The 22,128-nt window shown below is 71.9% G+C and carries 1 protein-coding gene; it reads left to right on the plus strand.

From position 1 onward, the window contains the following. The first annotated feature begins 90 nt into the window (after positions 1-90). Positions 91-22,068: a non-ribosomal peptide synthase/polyketide synthase gene (locus OG194_RS40110; RefSeq protein ID WP_327405623.1), complete on the plus strand. Its 21,978-nt coding sequence runs from the start codon at positions 91-93 to the stop codon at positions 22,066-22,068. The last annotated feature ends 60 nt before the right edge of the window (positions 22,069-22,128 follow it).

The following is a 22,128-nucleotide window of genomic DNA, read 5'->3' on the forward strand; positions in this document are numbered from 1 at the left end:
GTCTATCAAGTAAGGCAATGCTTACCTTACTATGCGAGCGGTCGCGGCTCCGCTGAGCCGTTCCACACGCATTGGGAGGCACGGGCAGCTGTGGCGGGCAACACGCTTTCTTCGGCACAGGTAACGGCGACGAACGACTTCTGGCGACGGCGGTTCGCGTCACCGGTACCGGAGACGTCCCTGCCGTTGGACCACCCCCGTCCGCCACGCGGGGAGGGCGCGGTCTCCCGCGCGCGACGCGCGGCGGTCCTCGCCGTGACAGCCGACGAGGCCACCCAACTCACCGCTCTCGTCGCCCTGTTGCACCGCTACGGCGGTACGACGGCCACCGAGACGGCAGTGGCCCACGACGGCCTCCCGCTACGGGTCACCATCGACGGCGACACCCCGTTCTCCCAACTCCGCGACCAGATCGAGGCCGTACGCGCGGAGGCCGCCGCCCACCACCTGCCGACCACCGATCTGCTACGGCTCCTCGCCCCCGAACCCTTCCGCGGCGGCGGCCTGTTGTGCGCCACGGGCTTCGGGCCCAACCCCTGGGACGAGAACGCCCCACTGGACCTGGCCCTGACCGTGACCGAGGGAGAAGACGGGGGAGGGGGCGACGGCGAGGTGTCGGCCGACTACCGCACCGACCTCTTCTCGCCCGCCACGGTCGACCTGATCCTCGGCCACTACGGCATCCTCCTCGCCGACGCCGTCGCCCGCCCGGACACCCCGGTCGCCGACCTCGAACTCCTCGGCACGGACGAGCGGCACCGCATCCTGCACGGCTGGAACGACACCGAGCACGACGTCCCCGCGCTCACCTGGCCCCGCATGTTCGCCGACCAGGTCGCCACCCGCCCGCACGAGATCGCCCTCATCCACGAGGACATCCGCCTCACCTACGCCGAACTCGACGCCCGTGCCTCGAAGTTGGCGCACGCCCTGGTGGCCCGCGGTGCCGGTCCCGAGCAGGTCGTCGCGCTCGCCGTACCGCGCTCGGCCGACATGATCGTCGCCGAGGTCGCCGTCCTGAAGTCGGGCGCCGCCTATCTGCCGGTCGACACCGACTACCCGGCCGACCGCATCGCCTACATGCTCGCCGACGCCCGCCCGGTCTGCCTCGTCACCACCGCCGAGATCGCCCCCGACCTCCCGCCGGACCTCGACCCGCTCGTCCTCGACGCCCCCGAGACGGTCGCCGAGCTGGCCGCGTACCCGGCCCAAGGCCCGTCCACCGCCGACGAGTTGACGACCGCCCACGCGGCCTACGTGATCTACACCTCAGGATCCACCGGCCGCCCCAAGGGCACGGTCCTCTCCCACGCGGGCGTCGCGAAACTCGTCGCCACCCAGCAGGAGCGCTTCGGCATCGGCCTGCACAGCAGGGTTCTCCAGTTCGCGTCGCCCAGCTTCGACGTCGCGTTCTGGGACCTGTGCCTCGGCCTGCTCTCCGGCGGCCGCCTGGTCGTCGTCCCCGCCGACCGCCGCGTCCCCGGCGCCCCCCTCGCGGACTACGCCAACGAGCACGGCATCACCTTCATGATCCTGCCGCCGGCCCTGCTCGCCGCCATGCCCGAGGACGTCCAACTCCCGGCCAACGCAACCCTGTTGGCGGGCACGGAACGCGTCTCACCCGAGCTGGTCGGACGCTACGCACGCGGCCGGATGATGTTCAACGCCTACGGCCCCACCGAGGCCACCACCAACTCCACCCTCGGCCTGTGCGACCCGGACACCCCGGCCGGCACCATCGTGCCCATCGGCATCCCCGACCCCGGCACCCGCGCCTACGTCCTCGACGACCGGCTGCGCCCGGTCCCCGCCGGTGTCACGGGAGAGCTCTACCTCGGCGGCGCCGGCCTGGCCCGCGGCTACCTCGGCCGCCCCGCCCTCACCGCCGAACGCTTCGTCGCCGCCCCCGCCGACATGACCACCGCCCCCGGTGAACGCCTCTACCGCACGGGCGACTTGGTCCGCTGGAAGGCGGACGGCCGACTGGAGTTCCACGGCCGCGTCGACACCCAGGTCAAGATCCGCGGCTTCCGCATCGAACCCGGCGAGATCGAGTCCGTCCTGCGCTCCCACCCGTCCGTCGACCAGGCCGCCGTCGTCGTCCGCGAGGACCGTCCCGGCGAACGCCGCCTCGCCGCCTACGTCGTGCCCTCGCTGGACGCCGAACCGAACCCCGACGAGGGGGTGGCCGAGTGGAAGGACCTGCACGAACTCCTCTACTCCGCCGCCGGATCGGACGGCTTCGAGGAGAACTTCGCCGGCTGGAACAGCATGTACGACGGCCTGCCCATCCCCCTCGCGGACATGCGCGAGTGGCGCGAAGCCACCCTCGACCGCATCCGCGCGCTACGACCCCGGCGCATCCTGGAAATCGGCGTCGGCAGCGGCCTGTTGCTGTCCCGACTCGCTCCGGACTGCACGGAGTACTGGGGCACCGACCTCTCCGAGGAAGCTGTACGCGCCCTCGATGCCCAGGTGTCGGCGATCCCCGAACTCGCCGACCGCGTCACCCTGTTGGCCCGCCCCGCGCACGACCTCACCGGTCTGCCCGAGGGCCACTTCGACACAATCGTCGTCAACTCCGTCATCCAGTACTTCCCCGGTGGGGACTACCTGACGGGCGTACTCCGAGACGCGGCCGCCCTTCTCGCACCCGGCGGCGCGGTGTTCGTCGGCGACGTACGCAACCTGCGACTGCTCCGCACCCTGAGCGCGGCCGTCGAGAGCGGACGGGTACTGGACGAGGAGGCGCACGACGACAAGGAAGCCCTGCGCGCCGCCGTGGACCGGGCCGTAGCCTGGGAGGGTGAACTCCTCGTAGACCCCGACTACTTCACGAGCCTCGACGGCCTCAGCGCCGACATCCGCGTCAAGCGCGGCACGCACCACAACGAACTCACCCGCTACCGCTACGACGTTGTCCTTCGACCGCAGTCGGATGCCTCCGAGGAGACCCCTGAGTCGCCCTGGCCCGCGCTGGGTTCGGTCCAGGCGCTGGACGAGCTGCTCGCCGGGAGGGGGAGTTCGGACCGGTTGCGGATCACTGGCATCCCCAACTCCCGCCTGGCCGACGACCTCGCCGCGCTCGACGCCCTGGACGACAGCAGCAGGCCGGCCGCCGGAACGTACGGTGTGGATCCCGAGGCCCTGTACGAGGTTGCCGCGCGGCACGGTTACGAGGTGGTGCTGACCTGGAACGGGGGTGCGGAGGACGGCAGCCTGGACGCGGTGTTCGGCCCTGCCGGGGCCGACCTCGACACGGTCGACTACCGTCCCGGCGGCGGTCACCCGCTCACCAACCGCCCCGCGCCCTTCCGCAACGTCAACGCCCTCATGTCGACCCTGCGGACACACGCCACCGAGTACCTTCCCGACTACATGGTCCCGGCCGCGTTCGTCCCGCTGGACCGGCTGCCCGTCACCCCGAGCGGCAAGCTCGACGCCGCCGCGCTGCCCGTCCCGGACCTCACCCGCCTGTTGAGCGCGGGCCGGCCGCCCGAGACGGCCCGCGAGCAGCTGCTGTGCGACCTGTACGCACGGGCGCTCAAGGTGCCCTCGGTCGGCGTCGACGACGACTTCTTCGCGCTCGGCGGCGACAGCATCGTCGCCGTCCAACTCCTCATCCTGGCCCGCCGGGCAGGCCTGGAACTCACCCCGCGAGACGTCTTCCGACACCGCACGGTCGCCGAACTCGCCACGGTCGCGCGGACCGGTACGGACGACCTCGTGGAAGAGACCCCGTGGCAGACGCTGAGCGATGAAGAACTCGCGTCCGTCCAGGGCGAGTTCCCCGTCACCGTCGAGGAGGTGCTGCCCCTCGGGCCGCTCCAGGAGGGCTTCTTCTTCCACGCGCTGGTGGACGGCGCCGAACTCGACGCGTATGTCGTCCAGCAGGTCATCGAACTGTCCGGGCCAGTCGACGGCACCCTGCTGCGCGAGGCCGCCCAACGACTCGTCGACCGGCACGCCCCGCTGCGCGCCTGCTTCCGCCAGACCCCCGACGGCCGCCCGGTCCAGCTCATCGCGTCCGGCCTCGAACTGCCCTGGCGCGAAGTGGACTTGGCCGCCCAGGACGACACCACCGTCCGCCGCACCCTCGCAGAGGCCGTAGCCGCCGACGAGCGCGCCCACCGCTTCGACCTCGCCCGCCCGCCACTGATCCGCTGCGCCCTCATCCGCTTCGGCGAGGACCGCAGCCGACTGGTCCTGACGTTCCATCACATCGTCGCGGACGGCTGGTCCTTGCCGGTCCTGCACCGCGAACTCCTCGCCCTCTACGGCGAGAACCCGACCCCCCTCCCCGAAGTCGCCCCCTACCGCGGCTACCTCCGCCGCATCGCCGGCGCCGACCGCGAGGCCGCCCGCGCTGCCTGGAGTACGGCGCTCGCCGGGGTCGAGGAGCCCACCCGGCTCGTGGAGAACCCGGCGCCCGCCGGACCCGTCGAACCCGCCCAGATCCGCGTCGAGTTGAGCGAGCGGGTCACCTCTCGGCTCGCCGCCCGCGCCCGCGAACGCGGGGTCACCCTCGGCACGCTCGTCCAGGGTGCCTGGGGTCTGCTCGTCGGCCGTATGACGGGCCGCGAGGACGTACTGTTCGGCACCACGGTCGCCGGACGGGACGCCGCGGTCGACGGCATCGAGTCGATGATCGGCCTGTTCATCAACACCCTGCCCACCCGGCTGCGTTGGGCTCCGGGGGACACCCTGGGCGGGCTGCTGGAGCGACTCCAGGACGAGCAGAGCGCGCTTCTCGACCACCAGCACCTCGGCCTCGCCGACATCCAGCGCGCCACCGGGCACGCGGGGGACGGTGAACTCTTCGACACCCTTGTGGTGTTCGAGAACTACCCCGGCGGCGAGGGCGCCCCGGGCATCACCGACCCCACCGGGACGATCGCCGTTGCGGGCCACGCCTTCCACGACGCCGTGCACTACCCGCTGGCCCTCATCGTCAAGCCCGGCCGCCGCCTCGACCTGCGCCTCAAGCACCACGCCCGCCGCCTCGACGCCGACGCCGTGCAGTCCCTCGCCGACCGGCTCACCCTCATCCTGCACGCGCTGGCGGACGACCCCGGCGCCCGCGTCGCGGACCTCGACCTGCTGACCCCGGACGAGCTGGCCGGCGCCCACCCGGCGGGTGAGACGCGGCCGGTTCCGGCCAGCACGCTCGCCGCCGCGTTCGCCGCGCAGGTCGCACGTACTCCGGACGCGACGGCTGTTGTCTACGACGGTACGACCGCGCTCACCTACGCCGAACTGGGCGAGCGAGCTGAGGAGTTGGCCGCACGACTGAGGGCCAAGGGTGCCGGCCGGGAGCAGTTCGTCGCCGTCGCCGTACCCCGCTCGGCGGAACTGATGGTGGCGCTCCTGGGTGTCCTGAAGTCGGGGGCCGCCTATCTGCCCCTCGACCTGGACTATCCGGCCGAGCGACTCGCGTACATGCTGGCCGACTCGGGGGCGACGACGGTCGTCACGACGGAACGGGACGCGGACCGGCTGCCGTCGGTCGAGGGCCTGGACGTGCTGCGCGTGGACGCGGAGGGCGACGAGGCTCTGTTCGGCGGAACTCCCGACCCCGCCCGACCCGACGACCCCGCCTACCTGATCTACACCTCCGGCTCCACCGGCCGTCCCAAGGGCGTCGTCGTCACCCATCGCGCCATCGGCAACCGGCTGGCCTGGATGCAGGGCGAGTACGAACTCACCGCCGATGACCGGGTGTTGCAGAAGACGCCGTCCAGTTTCGACGTGAGCGTGTGGGAGTTCTTCTGGGCGCTGCGCGAGGGCGCCGCCGTAGTCCTCGCCGCCCCTGACGGTCACCGCGACCCCGCCTATCTGTCCCGCCTGATCCGGGCCGAGGGCGTCACGAGGATGCACTTCGTGCCGTCGATGCTGGAGGCGTTCCTCGCCTCCGACGAGGTCACCGCCGACCCCGCGTGGGCGGGCAGCCTGCGCCGCGTGTTCAGCAGCGGCGAGGCCCTGTCCGGGTCCGCCGCCCACCGCTGGCGCGAGCTGACCGGCGTCCCGCTGCACAACCTCTACGGTCCCACCGAGGCTGCCGTAGACGTGACTTACCACGCCTACGACGGCACGCCCGACATCACCGTGCCCATCGGCAGACCCGTGTGGAACACCGGTCTGCGTGTGCTCGATTCGTGCCTGCGCCCGGTCCCCGACGGCGTGCCCGGGGAGCTGTACCTGACCGGCGTCCAGCTGGCCCGCGGCTACCACCGGCGCCCCGCCCTCACCGCCGACCGCTTCGTCGCCGACCCGTACGCGACCGAACCCGGCGCCCGCATGTACCGCACCGGCGACCTCGTACGCCGCCGCCCCGACGGCACGATCGACTACCTCGGCCGCACCGACCGTCAGGTCAAACTCCGCGGCAACCGAGTCGAACTCGGCGAGATCGAGGCCGAGTTGACGCGAGTCCAGGGCGTGGCGAGGGGTGCTGTCGTCATCCGCGATCAGCGGCTCGTCGCCTACGCGGTGCCGTCATCCGGAGTCATACTCGACCCCGCCGAGCTGCGCGCGGCCCTCGCGGACGCGCTGCCCGCACCCCTGGTCCCCGAGGCGTACGTCGTCCTCGCCGACCTTCCGCTCACCCCCAGCGGCAAGTTGGACCAGGCCGCGCTGCCCGCCCCCGAGGCCGAGCGTGCCGAACGCCGCCTGCCCGCAGGGCCGTTGGAGCAGCAGCTCACCGAGATCTTCGCGGCCGTCCTCGGCATCGAGGACGCGGGACCGGACGACGACTTCTTCCGGCTCGGCGGCGACAGCATCAGCTCCATCGGCGTCGCCAGCCGCGCCCGCGCGGCCGGCCTGGACCTGAGCCCGCGTGACGTGTTCACGCACCGCACGCCCGCCGCCCTCGCGGCAGCGGCCGGCACCGCAACGGCCATCCCGAGCAGCCGAGTTGAGGTGTTCACCCTCACCGAGGCCGAGCACGCCCGCGTCCGCGCCGTCGCAGCCCCGGCGGAGGTCGCCGACGTATGGCCGCTGGCCCCCCTCCAGGAGGGTCTGTTCTTCCACTCGGCGTACGACGAGGGCGCGTTGGACGTCTACACCGTCCACGAGACCTTCGACTTCGCGACCCGCCTCGACACCACTCGGCTGCGCGCCGCTGTCCGCACACTCCTCGACCGCAACCCCGGTCTGCGTGCGGGCTTCACCAGCGACGGCCTCGACCAGCCGGTGCAGTTCATCGTCGAGGACCCCGAGATCCCCCTCGAAGAGGTCGACCTCTCCCTCCTCTCCGCCGCCGAACAGGACGTACTCCTGCGGGAGTTGACGGACGCCGAACGCAACCGTCGCTTCGACCTCTCCGCACCCCCGCTCTTCCGTCTGCTTCTGCTCCGCCTGGGCGCGGAACGCGGCGACCGCCTCGTCATCGGCCGTCACCTGATCCTCTGGGACGGCTGGTCGGCGTGGTTGTTCCTCGACGAGTTGTTCGCGCTCTACGAGGCGGGCGGCGATGCCAACGCCCTGCCCATACCCGGCAGTTACCGCGACTACCTGACCTGGCTTGAGGAGCAGGACGACTCGGTCGCCACTGCCGCCTGGCGTACCGCGCTCGCGGGTCTCGACGAGCCGACGCTGCTCGCGCCCACCGCCACCGACGGTCTCGAACCGGTCATCCCCGACCAGCTCGACGTACACCTGTCCGCCGAACTCGGCGACCGGCTCCGCGAGTTGGCCCCGATCCACGGCCTGACCCTCAACACGATCCTCAACGCGGCCTGGGGACTCACCCTCGCCTCCGCGACCGGCCGTGCCGACGTCGTGTTCGGTACGACCGTCGCCGGACGCCCGAGCGAGGTCCCGGACGTCGGCAACATCATCGGCCTGTTCCTCAACACCGTCCCGACCCGGATCGCCCTCGACCCCGCCGAGTCGGTCCTCGACCTGCTCCGCCGCATCCAGGGTGAACGCCTCGACCTCATGCCGTACGAGCACTTGAGCCTCGGCGTGCTCCAGGCCGAGACCGGCCACCGCAAGCTCTTCGACACGCTGTTCGTGCTGCGCAACAACGACACCGAGGAGCGGTTGGCGGACCTGAAGACCCGGCACGGCGCCACCGCCGTCGCCAACGTCGACGCCACCCACTACCCGGCCAACCTCGTCATCACCCCCGGCCGCGAGATCGCCGTCACCCTCACCCACCGCCCCGACCTCGTCCCAACTGGCCGCGCCCAGGCCCTCCTCGACCGCTTCGCCCTCCTCGTCGACCGCCTCACCACCGACCTCACGGCACCGGTCGGTTCCCTCGAACCGCTCCTGCCCGCCGAACACGAGGCGCTACGGCGGGAGTCGGCGGCCAGCCGTGTCCCGGACCCTGAGGACACCATCGCCGATCTGTTGACCGCGCAGGCCGAACGCACCCCGGACGAGCGGGCCCTCGTCTTCGGCGAACGCAGCATGACGTATGCCGAACTCGACGCCGCCGTAAACCGGTTGGCCCGGCTGCTGATCGAGCAGGGCGCGGGCCCCGAGCGGGTCGTCGCCCTCGCCCTGCCGCGTTCCCTGGACACGGTGGTCGCCCTCTTCGCGGTCCTGCGCACCGGAGCGGCCTACCTGCCCCTGGAGTTGGACCACCCGGCCGACCGCCTCTCCCTGATGCTGGCCGACGCCCGCCCGCTCCTGCTGCTCAGCACCACGGCCGTATCGGCCACGCTGGACGGCGAGATGACGCGCGTGCTGCTCGACGACCCCGGGATCAAGGGGGAGTTGGCGGGTCAGTCGGACGATCCCGTCCGCCTCCGCTTCAGCCTCGAACACCCCGCCTACGTCATCTACACCTCTGGCTCCACCGGCCGCCCCAAGGGCGTCGTCACCCCCTACCGGGGCCTGACGAACATGCAGTTGAACCACCAGAAGGAGATCTTCGAACCCGCCATCGCCTCGGCCGGCGGGCGCCGTCTGCGCATCGCGCACACCGTGTCCTTCGCCTTCGACATGTCGTGGGAAGAGCTGCTGTGGCTGGTCGAGGGTCACGAAGTGCACGTGTGCGACGAGGAGTTGAGGCGTGACGCCGAGGCGCTGGTCGCCTACTGCGAACGCCACCGCGTCGACGTCGTCAACGTCACCCCCACCTACGCCCGACTCCTCATCGAGCAGGGCCTGTTGGAGGGCCACGTCCCGCCGCTGGTGCTGCTGGGTGGTGAAGCCGTACCGGAGACGGTGTGGACGGCGCTGCGCGACACCGAGGGGACGTACGGCTACAACCTCTACGGGCCGACCGAGTACACCATCAACACCCTCGGCGGCGGCACCCTCGACAGCGCCACCCCGACGGTCGGCAAGCCCATCCGCGGCACCCGCGCCCACATCCTCGACGCCTGGCTGCGCCCGGTGCCGGACGGTGTCCCCGGCGAGCTGTACATCGCCGGAATCGGCCTGGCCCGCGGCTACTTGGACCGCCCCGCGCTGACCGCCGAACGCTTCGTCGCCGACCCCTTCGGCGAACCAGGCGAACGCATGTACCGCACCGGCGACCTGGTGCGCCGCAACCCGGACGGCAACCTCGACTTCCTCGGCCGCACCGACGACCAGGTCAAGATCCGCGGCTACCGCATCGAACCCGGCGAGATCGAAACCGCCCTCAGCCGCCACCCGTTGGTCGCCCAGGCCGCCGTCGTCGTCCGCGACGAACGCCTCGTCGGCTACGTCGTCTCCTCCGGCGCCGACTCGGCCGAACGCACCGCCGCCGAGGCCGCGCAGGTGGGGGAGTGGCAGGAGATCTACTCCGACGAGTACGAGGAGATCGGCACCGCCGTCTTCACCGAGCAGTACGACGGCTGGGACAGCTCCTACGACGGACAGCCCATCCCCTTCGAGGAGATGCACGAGTGGCGCGAGGCCACCCTCGCCCGCATCGGTGCCCTCAAGCCCCGCCGCATCCTCGAAATCGGCGTCGGATCAGGCCTGTTGCTGTCCCGGCTCGCCCCCGACGCTGAGGCGTACTGGGCAACTGACTTCGCCGCGCCCGTCATCCGCAAGATCGGCGAGGAGGTGAGGCGCGACCCCGCGCTCGCTTCCAAGGTCGAACTGCGCTGCCGCCCGGCCGAGGATCTGAGCGGTCTGCCGTTCGCCTACTTCGACACGATCGTCATCAACTCTGTCATCCAGTACTTCCCGAGCATCGACCACCTGACCGCTGTCCTGCACGGCGCCATGGAACTGCTCGCGCCCGGCGGCGCCCTGTTCGTCGGCGACGTCCGCAACCTGCGGCTCGCCGGCACCTTCCACACCGAGATCCAGCGCACCCGGGGCACCGCCGAGGAAGACCTGGAGCGGGCGGTGGAACGCGGCCTGCGCCTGGAGAAGGAACTCCTCGTAGACCCCGACTACTTCACCACCCTCGGCTACGGCGTCGACCTGCGCACCAAGCGCGCCCACCACCACAACGAGCTGTCCCGGCACCGCTACGACGTCGTCCTCTACGCCGACGACCCGGACGTGCGCCTGGACAGCATCCCGTCCGTCGACTGGGCCACCGGCAACACCATCGGCGAACTCCTGCGCGGCGACTGGTCGTCGGCCGAGGCGATCGGCGAACTCCTGCGCGGTGGTTGGTCCGCGACCGGCGCCACGTCCGAACGCCCCCGCGGTGAACGGCCCGAGGCGCTCCGCTTCACCGGCATCCCCGACGGCCGTACGACCGAGACGGGCGTCGACCCCGAGCACCTGCACGAACTCGGCACGGCGGCCGGATACCAGGTGCTGACGACCTGGTCGGGGGAGACAGGGACCTACGACGCCGTCTTCCTGAAGTCCGCCGAACTACGCCTGACCGGCGGTCTGTTCAGGCCCGGCGGCGGTGCCCACCCCTACGCCAACGACCCCACCGCCGCCCGCGAGGCGAGCGCCCTGGTACGGCGGCTGCGGGACGACCTGGGCCGTGAACTGCCCGACTACATGGTCCCGTCCGCCTTCGTCACCGTCGACGGCCTGCCCATGAACGCCAACGGCAAGCTCGACGTCCGCGCCCTGCCCGACGCCGAACCCGCCGTCGCCCTCGGCGGCGGACGCGGCCCGCGCACCCCGCAGGAAGAGGTGCTCTGCCGCCTGTTCGCCGAGGTGTTGGGCCTGCCGGAGGTCGGCGCCGAGGACAACTTCTTTGATCTGGGCGGCCATTCACTCCTCGCCACCCGCCTGGTGAGCCGCGCCCGCACCGAACTCGGCGCCGAACTCGCCATCCGCGACCTCTTCGAGGCCCCCACCCCGGCGCTGCTCGCGGGCCGCGCCGACCAGGCGAGCCCGGCCCGCCCGGCAGTGACCCCGCTCGCCGAACGACCCGATCGCATCCCGCTGTCGGCCGCCCAGCGACGGCTGTTGCTCGTCGAGGAGATCACCGGCAGCGGGGTCGCGTACAACTTCCCGTTGGCCTTCCGGCTGCGCGGCACCCTGGACACCGATGCGCTGTCTGCCGCCCTGCGGGATGTCGCCGGCCGCCACGAGGCCTTGCGGACCGTCTTCCCGACGCACGAGGGCGAGCCGTACCAGCGGATCGTCCCGGCCGAGGAGGCGGTTCCGGCCTTCGTGATCGTCGACTGCGCCGAGGACGAACTGCCCGCGCTGATCGAGTCCGCCCAGCGCCGCCCCTTCGACCTGACCACCGAACTACCGCTGCGTTGCGAGGTGTTCAGGCTCGGTCCGGACGAGCACGTCGTCGCCGTCGTCCTGCACCACATCACCACCGACGAGTGGTCCGATCGTCCCTTCCTCGCCGACCTCGACATCGCGTACGCGTCCCGTCGCGAGGGACGGGCGCCCGAGTGGGCCCCGCTGCCGGTGCAGTACGCCGACTACACGCTCTGGCAGGACGACCTCCTCGCCCGCACCGGCGAGGCCCAACTCGCGCACTGGGCCGACGCCTTGCGCGACCTGCCCGACGAACTGGTCCTCCCCACCGACCGACCGCGCCCCGCCGAACCGACCGGCCACGGCGGCAAGGTCCGCCTGGAACTCCCCACCGCCACCGGCCACCTCCTGCGCGACCTCTCCGGCGCGACCGGCACCAGCATGTTCATGCTGTTCCAGGCAGCCACCGCCGCCCTGCTGAACCGGCTCGGCGCGGGCGAGGACATCCCGCTCGGCGCCCCCATCGCGGGCCGTACCGACGAGGCGCTCGCCGACCTGGTGGGCTTCTTCGTCAACACGCTGGTGTTGCGTACCGATGTGTCCGGCGACGAGCTGACGTTCCGCGAACTCCTGGGCCGGGTAAGGGAGTCGTCCCTCGCCGCCTTCGAGTACCAGGACCTGCCCTTCGACCGGGTCGTCGAGGCCCTCAATCCGCCCCGCGTCACCGGCCGCAACCCGCTCTTCCAGGTCATGCTCGGCTACCACCACCGCCCCGACGGCGACCCGGACGTGCTCAACCTCGCGACCGAGTGGTTCGACATGGACACCGGCATGGCCAAGTTCGACCTGCACTTCACCTTCGTCGACGAGACGGGCAGCGACCGGTTGGTCCTGCTCCTTGAGTACGCGACCGACCTCTTCGATCACGGCACCGCAGAGCGAATCGCCGGTCGCATGGCACGCCTCCTGGACCACGCGGCGGCCGAACCCGATTGCGCGGTAAGGGACTTCGACCTCCTGAAAGACGCCGAACGTGCCCTGGTCCTGGGGGAGTGGAACGCCACCGAGCGCCCCGTCCCGGCCACCACCCTCCCGGAACTCTTCCGCGCCCAGGCCGCCCGCACCCCCGACGCCACGGCCCTCGTCTTCGAGGGTCAGCTCCTGACCTACGCGGAGCTGGACGCCCAAGTCGAGCGCACGGCAGGGGTGTTGGCCGCGCTCGGCGCAGGCCCCGAACAGACCGTGGCCGTAGCCCTCCCGCGCTCACTCGAACTCGTCGTCGCCCTCCTCGCCGTACACCGAGCCGGAGCCGCCTACCTCCCGCTCGACCCCGACTACCCGGAGGAACGCCTCGCCCTCATGGTCGAGGACGCCCGCCCGGTGTACGTCGTCCGCGACACTCTGCCGACCGGACCCGAGGGCCAACTCCCCGCGTCATACGACCCGTCGAGCCCCGCGTACGTCATCTACACCTCGGGTTCGACCGGTCGCCCCAAGGGCGTCGTCGTCCCGCACGAGGGCATCGTCAACCGGCTGCTCTGGATGCAGGACGCGTACGGTCTGACGGCCGCCGACCGGGTGCTCCAGAAGACGCCGTCCAGCTTCGACGTGTCGGTGTGGGAGTTCTTCTGGCCGCTGATCACCGGCGCCACGCTGGTCGTCGCCCGCCCCGAAGGCCACCGCGACCCGGCCTACTTGGCCCACCTGATCCGCGAACAGGACGTCACCACCGTCCACTTCGTGCCCTCCATGCTCCAACTCTTCCTGGAGGAACCGGCCGCAGCCGATTGCACCGGCCTGCGCCGGGTGATGTGCAGCGGCGAGGCCCTGCCCGTCACCCTCACCCACCGTTTCCACGACATCCTGACCAGCGCCGAACTCCACAACCTCTACGGCCCGACCGAGGTCTCGGTGGACGTGACGGCCGTGGAGATCGGGCCGGACGCGACGAGCGTCCCGATCGGCCGCCCGGTGTGGAACACCCGCACCTACGTCCTCGACGCAGGCCTGCGCCCCGTCCCGCCCGGCGTCCCGGGTGAGTTGTACCTTGCGGGCGTCCAGCTCGCGCGCGGTTACCTCGACCGGTCCGGCCTGACCGCCGAGCGGTTCGTCGCCGACCCGTACGGCGCCCCGGGCACCCGCATGTACCGCACCGGTGACCTGGCCCGCTGGAACGCCGACGGCACGATCGAGTACCTGGGCCGCACCGACGACCAGGTGAAGGTACGCGGCTTCCGCGTCGAACCCGGCGAGATCGAGGGCGCGTTGACCGCCCATCCGTCCGTCGCGCACGCGGTCGTGGTGGTCCGGGAGCAGCTCCTGGTGGCGTACGTGGTCCCGGCCGGGGACGGCAGTGGATCGGTGGACGTGACGGCCCTGCGCGCCCACACGACCGCCGCTCTCCCCGCCCACATGGTCCCCGCCGCCTTCGTCACGCTCGACGCGCTGCCTCTCACCCCCAACGGCAAGCTCGACCGCGCCGCGCTGCCCGCCCCCGACTTCGCGACCAACACCGGCACGGACGCGGGAACTTCGCCCCGCAGCCCGCGTGAGGAGATCCTCGCCGGACTCTTCGGCGACGTCCTCGGTCTCGAACGCGTCGGCGCCGACGACGACTTCTTCACCCTCGGCGGTCACTCGCTCCTCGCCATGCGCCTGATCAGTCGCATCCGCACGGTACTCGGCGCCGACCTCACCGTCCGTACCGTCTTCGAGGCGTCCACGCCCGCGCTCCTCGCGGCCCGCCTCGACGACCGGGCCGGCGGACTCCCCGCCCTCGTCCCCGCCGACCGGCCCGACGAACTCCCGCTCTCCTACGCCCAACAGCGCCTGTGGCTGCTGCACCGCATCGAGGGCCCGGGAGCCACGTACAACATCCCGGCCGCCTGGCGACTCACCGGCTCACTCGACCGGGACGCCCTGTCCGCCGCGCTGGACGACCTCGCCGTACGGCACGAAAGCCTGCGCACGGTCTTCCCCGAACGGGACGGCCGCCCCCACCAGGTCGTGCTGGACGAAGCCTCCGTGCCTCTCCACCACAGCCGCGTCACGGACACCGAACTGCCCGACCGGCTCGCCGAGGCCGCCGCGCGCGGCTTCGAGATCGACCGTGAACTCCCGTTGCGAGCCCACGTGTTCGAAGTGAGCGAGGACGAGCACGTCCTGCTGCTGGTGCTGCACCACATCGCAGGCGACCAGTGGTCCGACGGCCCGTTGTGGCGCGACCTGGCCACCGCCTACGAGGCGCGCCGCGAGGGACACGCACCCGAGTGGGCCCCGCTGCCCGTGCAGTACGCCGACTACGCCCTTTGGCACCGCGAGGCGCTCGGCGACCCTGACGCTCCGGACAGCCGCCAGTCCCGCCAACTCGCCTACTGGCACGACACCTTGGCGGGCCTCCCGGACGAACTCGCGCTGCCCACCGACCGCCCCCGCCCGCTGGAGAGCAGCCACCGGGGTGGCGCGGTCGGCCTGACACTCGACGCCGAACGGACCGGCGACCTGCGCGCATTGGCTCGCCGCCACGGCGTCAGTATGTTCATGGTCACCCAGGCCGCCGTCGCCGCGCTGCTGCACAGGCTCGGCGCCGGGGACGACATCCCGCTCGGCGCGCCCATCTCCGGGCGGGGCGACGAACACCTTGAAGATCTCGTCGGTTTCTTCGTCAACACCCTTGTCCTGCGCACCGATCTGTCCGGCGACCCCACGTTCGCCGAGCTGCTCGCCCGCGTCCGGGACATCGACCTCGCCGCCTACGAACACCAGGACCTGTCCTTCGAGCGGCTGGTGGAGGCGGTCAACCCGACCCGCTCACTGGCCAGGCACCCGCTGTTCCAGGTGATGGTCGTCCACCTCGACGACGAGGGCGCCACCCCTGCCCTGCCCGGCCTCATCGCCCGCCGTGAGGAACTCGGCCAGCAGGGCGCCAAGTTCGACCTCAGCTTCGACTTCGTCGAGCGGGGCGAGGACGGGATGCGGTGCTGGATCGAGTACAGCGCCGACCTCTTCGACGAGTCGACCGCCGAACTCCTCGCCCAACGCTTGGAGTTGCTGCTGGCCCAGGTCGCCGATGGCCCCGACCGGCGCATCGGCACGCTCGACGTCCTGCGCGACGACGAACGTGCCCTCGTCCTCACCGACTGGAACAACACCGCACGCACCGTCTCCGACCTCACCCTCCCGGAACTCTTCCGCGCCCAGGTCGCCCGCACCCCCGAGGCCACGGCGGTCGTCTTCGAGGACAGCGCCCTCACCTACGCCGAACTCGACCTGCGGGTGGAGAGGTTGGCGCACACCCTCGTCGCGCACAGAGCGCGAGCCGAGGCAGTCGTCGCCGTCGCGCTGCCCCGCTCCCTCGCCCTCGTGGTGTCCCTCCTCGCGGTCCACCGCGCGGGCGCCGCCTACCTGCCTCTCGACACCGGCTACCCGGCCGAGCGGCTCGCCTACACACTCGCCGACGCCCGTCCGGTCTGCCTGGTCACCACCGAGGGCGTCACACTCCCGGACAGCGACGTGCCCACCCTGACGGTGGACGCGGACGGCGCCCCCGACCACCCGGCGTACGCGCCGCTGCCCACCGCTCACGACCCCCGTCACCCCGCCTACGTCATCTACACCTCCGGTTCCACAGGCCGTCCCAAGGGCGTCACCGTCCCCCACCAGGGCATCACCAACCGCCTGTTGTGGATGCAGGACGCGTACCGTCTCGACGCCGACGACCGGGTGTTGCAGAAGACCCCGGCCGGGTTCGACGTGTCGGTGTGGGAGTTCTTCTGGCCGCTGATCACCGGCGCGACGCTCGTCGTGGCCCGCCCCGAAGGCCACCAGGACCCGGTCTACCTCGCCGAACTGATCCGGCGTCAGCACGTCACCACGGCCCACTTCGTGCCGTCGATGCTGCGCGCCTTCCTCGACGAGCCCGCCGCCGCCCGCTGTACCGACCTGCTCCAAGTCATGTGCAGCGGCGAGCCGTTGCCCGCCTCGCTGGCCGCCCGCTTCCACCAGGTACTCCCGGGCAGCCGCCTGCACAACCTCTACGGCCCGACCGAGGCGTCCGTCGACGTCACCGCCCACGAGGTCCCCGCAGACCCGGCCACCGTGCCGATCGGCCGCCCGGTGTGGAACACCCGCACCTACGTCCTCGACGCCGAACTCCGCCCCGTAGCGCCCGGTGTGGCCGGCGAACTGTATCTGGCGGGCGTCCAGTTGGCGCGCGGATATCTGGGCCGGTCCGCCCTGACCGCCGAGCGCTTCGTCGCCGACCCCTACGCCACCGAGCCCGGCGCCCGTATGTACCGCACCGGCGACCTGGCCCGCTGGACCCGGTCCGGCGAACTGGAGTACCTCGGCCGCGCCGACGACCAGGTCAAGCTGCGCGGCTTCCGTATAGAACTGGGCGAGATCGAGAGCGTGTTGGCCGCCCACGCGAGCGTCGCGCACGCCACGGTCGTCCTGCGGGACGAACGCCTCGTCGCGTATGTGCTGCCCGCCGGAGACGCTGCGGACTCCGCCGAACTCCGCGCCCATACAGCCCAGTTGCTGCCCGACCACATGGTCCCGTCGGCCGTCGTCACCCTCGACGTCCTTCCGCTCACCCCCAACGGCAAGCTGGACCGCCGTGCCCTGCCCGCCCCCGACTTCGCCGCCGAGGTCACCGACACCCGGCCGCGCACACCGCTGGAGGAGTCGCTCTGCGCCCTCGTCGCGGACGTGCTCGGTCTCGAACGCGTGGGTGTCGAGGACGACTTCTTCTCGCTCGGCGGCGACAGCATCGTCGCCATGCAGCTGGTCGCCCGTGCCCGCGCGGCCGGGCTCACCTTCAGCCCGCGTGACGTGTTCCGCCACAAGTCGGCCGCGGGGCTGGCCACCGTGACCGCCACCACCACGGCCGCCGCCGAGCGCGACGACGAGGTCGCCCTGCTCGATCTCACCTCCGACGAGCGCGCCGAACTGGCCGCCCTGCCCGCCGGAACCGAAGTCCTGCCCGTCTCCCCGCTCCAGGCCGGCCTGCTCTTCCACGCCGCCCTCGACTCCGGCGACGACGGACCGGACGTCTACACCGTCCAGGTCTCCTACGACCTCGAAGGCCCCCTGGACGCCGACCGGTTGCACACCGCGGCCCAGTCCGTGCTCGACGCACACGAGAACCTGCGCAGCGGCTTCCGGCACCTGTCGTCCGGGCGGCCGGTCGCCGTCGTACCGCGCACGGCCGTTCTGCCGTGGCGACAGCTCGACCTGACCGACGACCCCGAGGAGTGGGAGCGCCTGCTCGTCCAGGAGCGACGCCGCTTCGATCCCGAACGGCCGCCGCTGCTTCGGTTGTTGCTGGCCCGGCTCGGTCCGGATCGGCACCGGCTCGTGCTCTCGCATCAGCATCTCCTGCTGGACGGCTGGTCGTTGCCGCTGCTCACCGCCGAACTGTGGGCGCGCTACGAGGGCCGTACACCGGCCGCGCCCGCTCCGTACCGTGAGCACCTGAGGCTGCTGGCGGCCCAGGACCCGGCCGTCTCCACCGCCGCGTGGGCCGAGGCCCTCGGAGGGCTGGCGGAGCCGACGCGCCTCGCGCCCGTCGATCCCGACCGTGCCGCCGTCGTACCGTCCACCCACACCGTGGAGTTGGACCCGGACCGTACGACGGAGCTGGAGGCGTTCGCGCGCCGACAGGGCGTCACCGTCAACACCCTGGTCCAGGCCGCCTGGGGCGTGCTGCTCGGGCGGCTCACCGGCCGGGACGACGTGGTGTTCGGCGCGACCGTCGCCGGCCGTTCGCCCGAACTCGACGGCGCCGAGTCGATGATCGGCCTGTTCATCAACACCATCCCCGTCCGGGTGCGGGTCCGCCCGGAGGAGAGCACGGCCGCGCTGCTGGAGCGGCTCCAGGATGAGCAGTCCCGGCTCATCGCCCACCAGCACCTCGGCCTCGCCGACATCCAGCGGGCCGCCGGACTCGGCGAACTCTTCGACACCCTCGTGGTGTTCGAGTCGTACCCGGTCGCCGACGACGAAGAGGGCGGCGACGGGCCGCGCGTCTCCGTCCGCGACCACGAGGACTCCACCCACTACCCGTTCGCGTGGGCGGTCGAGCCCGCCGAACGGCTGCGGCTCACCGCCGAGTTCAGGCCCGACCTCTTCCAACCGGCTGTCGTACGACGGATCACGGACGCCCTGACCGCCCTCCTCACCGGCATGGCGGCCGAGCCCGACCGCCCCGTCGGCCGGCTCGACCTCCTCGACTCCGCCGAGCGGCACACGGTCCTGGAGTCCTGGAACGACACCGCGCTGCCCGCGCCGGAGACCGAACGGCTCGGTACCGTACCGGCGTTGTTCGTCGCGCAGGCCGCCGCCGACCCCGGTGCGGTCGCCGTCACCGACGGGCGTACGACGTGGACGTTCGCCGAACTCGACGCCCGCACCGACCAGTTGGCCCGCGTCCTCACCGGACACGGCGTCGGCCCCGAGCGGATCGTGGCCCTCGCGCTGCCCCGCACCGCCGACCACATCGCCGCGATCCTCGCCGTGATGAAGGCGGGTGCCGCCTATCTGCCCCTCGACTCCGACCTCCCCGCGTCCCGCCTGACCGGCATGCTCGACGACGCCCGCCCCACGCTGATCCTGGCCACGGCGGAGACGGCCGCCACGCTGCCCTCAACCACCGTCCCCATCCTGCGACTTGACGCCCCGACCGACGGACTGCCGGAGGCCGAACCCGTCGCGCCCGGCCCCGACCACCCCGCCTACGTCATCTACACCTCCGGCTCCACCGGCCGCCCCAAGGGCGTCGTCGTCACCCAGCGAGGCATCGCCAACCTCTTCCACAGCCACCGCCACGACCTGCACGAGGTCGCCAAGCGGCGCACCGGGCTTCGGCGGTTGCGCGTCGGGCACGCCTGGTCGTTCTCCTTCGACGCCTCCTGGCAGCCGCAGTTGTGGCTCCTTGACGGGCACGCGCTGCACATCGCCGACGACGAGACCCGGCGCGACCCCGAACTCCTCGCCGCGTTCATCCGGGACCGGGGCATCGACTTCATCGAGGTCACCCCGTCGCTGCTCGCGCAGATGGCGGACAGCGGCCTGATCGGCGACGAGGGCGACTGCCCGCTCTCCGTGGTCGGCTTCGGCGGCGAGGCCGTACCCGAGTCGCTGTGGGCGCGGTTGGCCGCGCTTCAGGACACCGAGGCGTTCAACCTCTACGGCCCCACCGAGGCCACCGTCGACGCGCTCGTCGGCCGGGTCCGCGACAGCGCCACCCCGGTCGTCGGACGCCCGGTTCACGAGTCCCGCGCCTACGTCCTCGACACCGCCCTGCGCCCCGTACCGCCCGGCGTCACAGGCGAGTTGTACCTGTCGGGTCCTGGTCTGGCACGCGGCTATCTCGGCCGGCCCGAACTCACCGCCGAGCGCTTCGTCGCCGACCCGTATGCCACCAAGCCCGGCGCGCGCATGTACCGCACCGGAGACATGGCCCGCTGGACCGAGGACGGCCAGCTGGAGTTCGCCGGACGCATCGACGACCAGGTCAAGATCCGCGGCTACCGCATCGAACTCGCCGAGATCGAGGCCGCGTTGGACACCCACCCGGCCGTCGCGCAGGCCGTCGTCGTCGCCCGCGAACACCGGCCCGGCATCCGGCAGTTGATCGCCTACGTGGTCGCCGACGAGGCGGACGGGGCCGAGCTCCGCGCCCACGCCGCCTCCGCGCTGCCCGACTACATGGTCCCGGCCGCCGTGGTCGTCCTCGACCGGCTGCCGCTGATGTCGAACGGCAAACTCGACCGATCCGCCCTGCCCGCACCGGACTTCACCGCGCAGGGCGGCGGCCGGGCTCCTTCGAGCGACACCGAGCGCACCCTCCGCGACCTGTTCGCGGACGCCCTCGGACTACCCGCAGAAGCGGTCGGCACGGACGACGACTTCTTCACCTTCGGCGGAGACAGCATCGTCGCCATGCAACTGGTCGCCCGGGCCCGCGCCGCTGGGCTGCGGGTCACGCCCCGGCAGGTCTTCCAGCACCGAACTGTCGCCGCCCTCACGGCCGTTGCCGTCCCGCTCGGCACCGACGAACGGCACGCGGTCCACGACGACGGCACCGGCACCGTCCCGCTCACCCCGATCATGCGCGCCCTGCTGGAGCGCGGCGGCCCCATCGCCGCCTACCACCAGGCGGCCCTCGTCCAGACCCCTGCCGACCTGACCGAACCCGGCCTGCTGACCGTGCTCACGGCACTCGCCGACCGGCACGACATGCTGCGGGCCCAACTCGTGCGCGAGCCCGCGTGGTTGCTACGGATACCGGCCGCACGGGACACCGACGTCAGCACCTGGCTCACCCGCGCCGACGTGCGCGGGGCGGACGACGACGCGCTGCGCGCGGCCATCTCCCGCCATGCCGAGACGGCCCGGGCCGGGCTCGACCCGGACGCCGGGGCGATGGTGCGTGCGGTCTGGTTCGACGCCGGACCCGGGCAGCCCGGCCGACTCCTCGTCCTCGTCCACCACTTGGTGATCGACGGCGTCTCCTGGCGCGTCCTGCTGCCCGACCTCGCCACCGCCTGGGCGGCGGTCAGGGGTGGCCGTACGCCCGAACTCGCCCCCGTGGAGCTGTCGTTCGGCCGCTGGTCCCGACTCCTCGGAACCCGCGCGACCGACCCGGCCACCGAGGACGAGCTGCCGTGGTGGACCTCCGCCCTCGCCAAGGGCGCCGAACTCCCGCTGGTCCGCCCGCTCGACCCGGCCCGCGACACGGTCGCCACCACCCGCTATGTCTCCCTGTCCCTGCCCGCCGACGTCACGGGCCCCCTGCTGAGCCGGGCCCCGGCCGCGTTCGGAGCGACGGTCAACGACGTACTGCTCACCGCGTTCGCACTGGCGGTCGGTGACTGGCGCACCCGCACTCTGGGCGCCGAACAGTCGGGCGGGCCGGTGCTGGCGGACGTGGAAGGCCACGGGCGCGAGGAGCAACTCGCGGGCGACGCCGACCTGTCCCGTACGGTCGGCTGGTTCACCAGCGTCGTACCCGTACGACTCGACCCGGGCGAGGCCGACGCGACGGATGCCATTGCGGGCGGACCCGCGCTGGACGCGGCCCTGGCCCGCATCCGCGAGCACCTCACCGAGCTGCCCACCGCCGGCATCGGACACGGCCTGCTGCGCCACCTCAACCCCGGGACGGGTGCACATCTCGCCCAACTCGGCGAACCGCAGATCGAGTTCAACTACATGGGCCGCTTCGACCGCCCGGCGGCAGCCGACTGGTCCTACGCCCCCGAGGACGACGCCGCCGACCTCGACGCCGACCCCGGCCAGCCGATGTCCCACGCCCTGACCCTCAACGCCATCACCGAAGACCGCCCCGAGGGACCGGAGTTGAGCGCCCACTGGGCGTACGCCGCCGAACTCCTCACCGAGGAACAGGTGCGGGACCTGGCCCGCACCTGGTTCCGGGCGCTGGAGGCGGTCGTACGACGAGCGACCGTACTCAACAAGCCCTGAATAGGCCTTGAACAAGCCCTGACCCAACCGGACTTACCCAACCGACCCACTCACCCGACC

Source organism: Streptomyces sp. NBC_01288, assembly GCF_035982055.1.
Classification (GTDB): domain Bacteria; phylum Actinomycetota; class Actinomycetes; order Streptomycetales; family Streptomycetaceae; genus Streptomyces.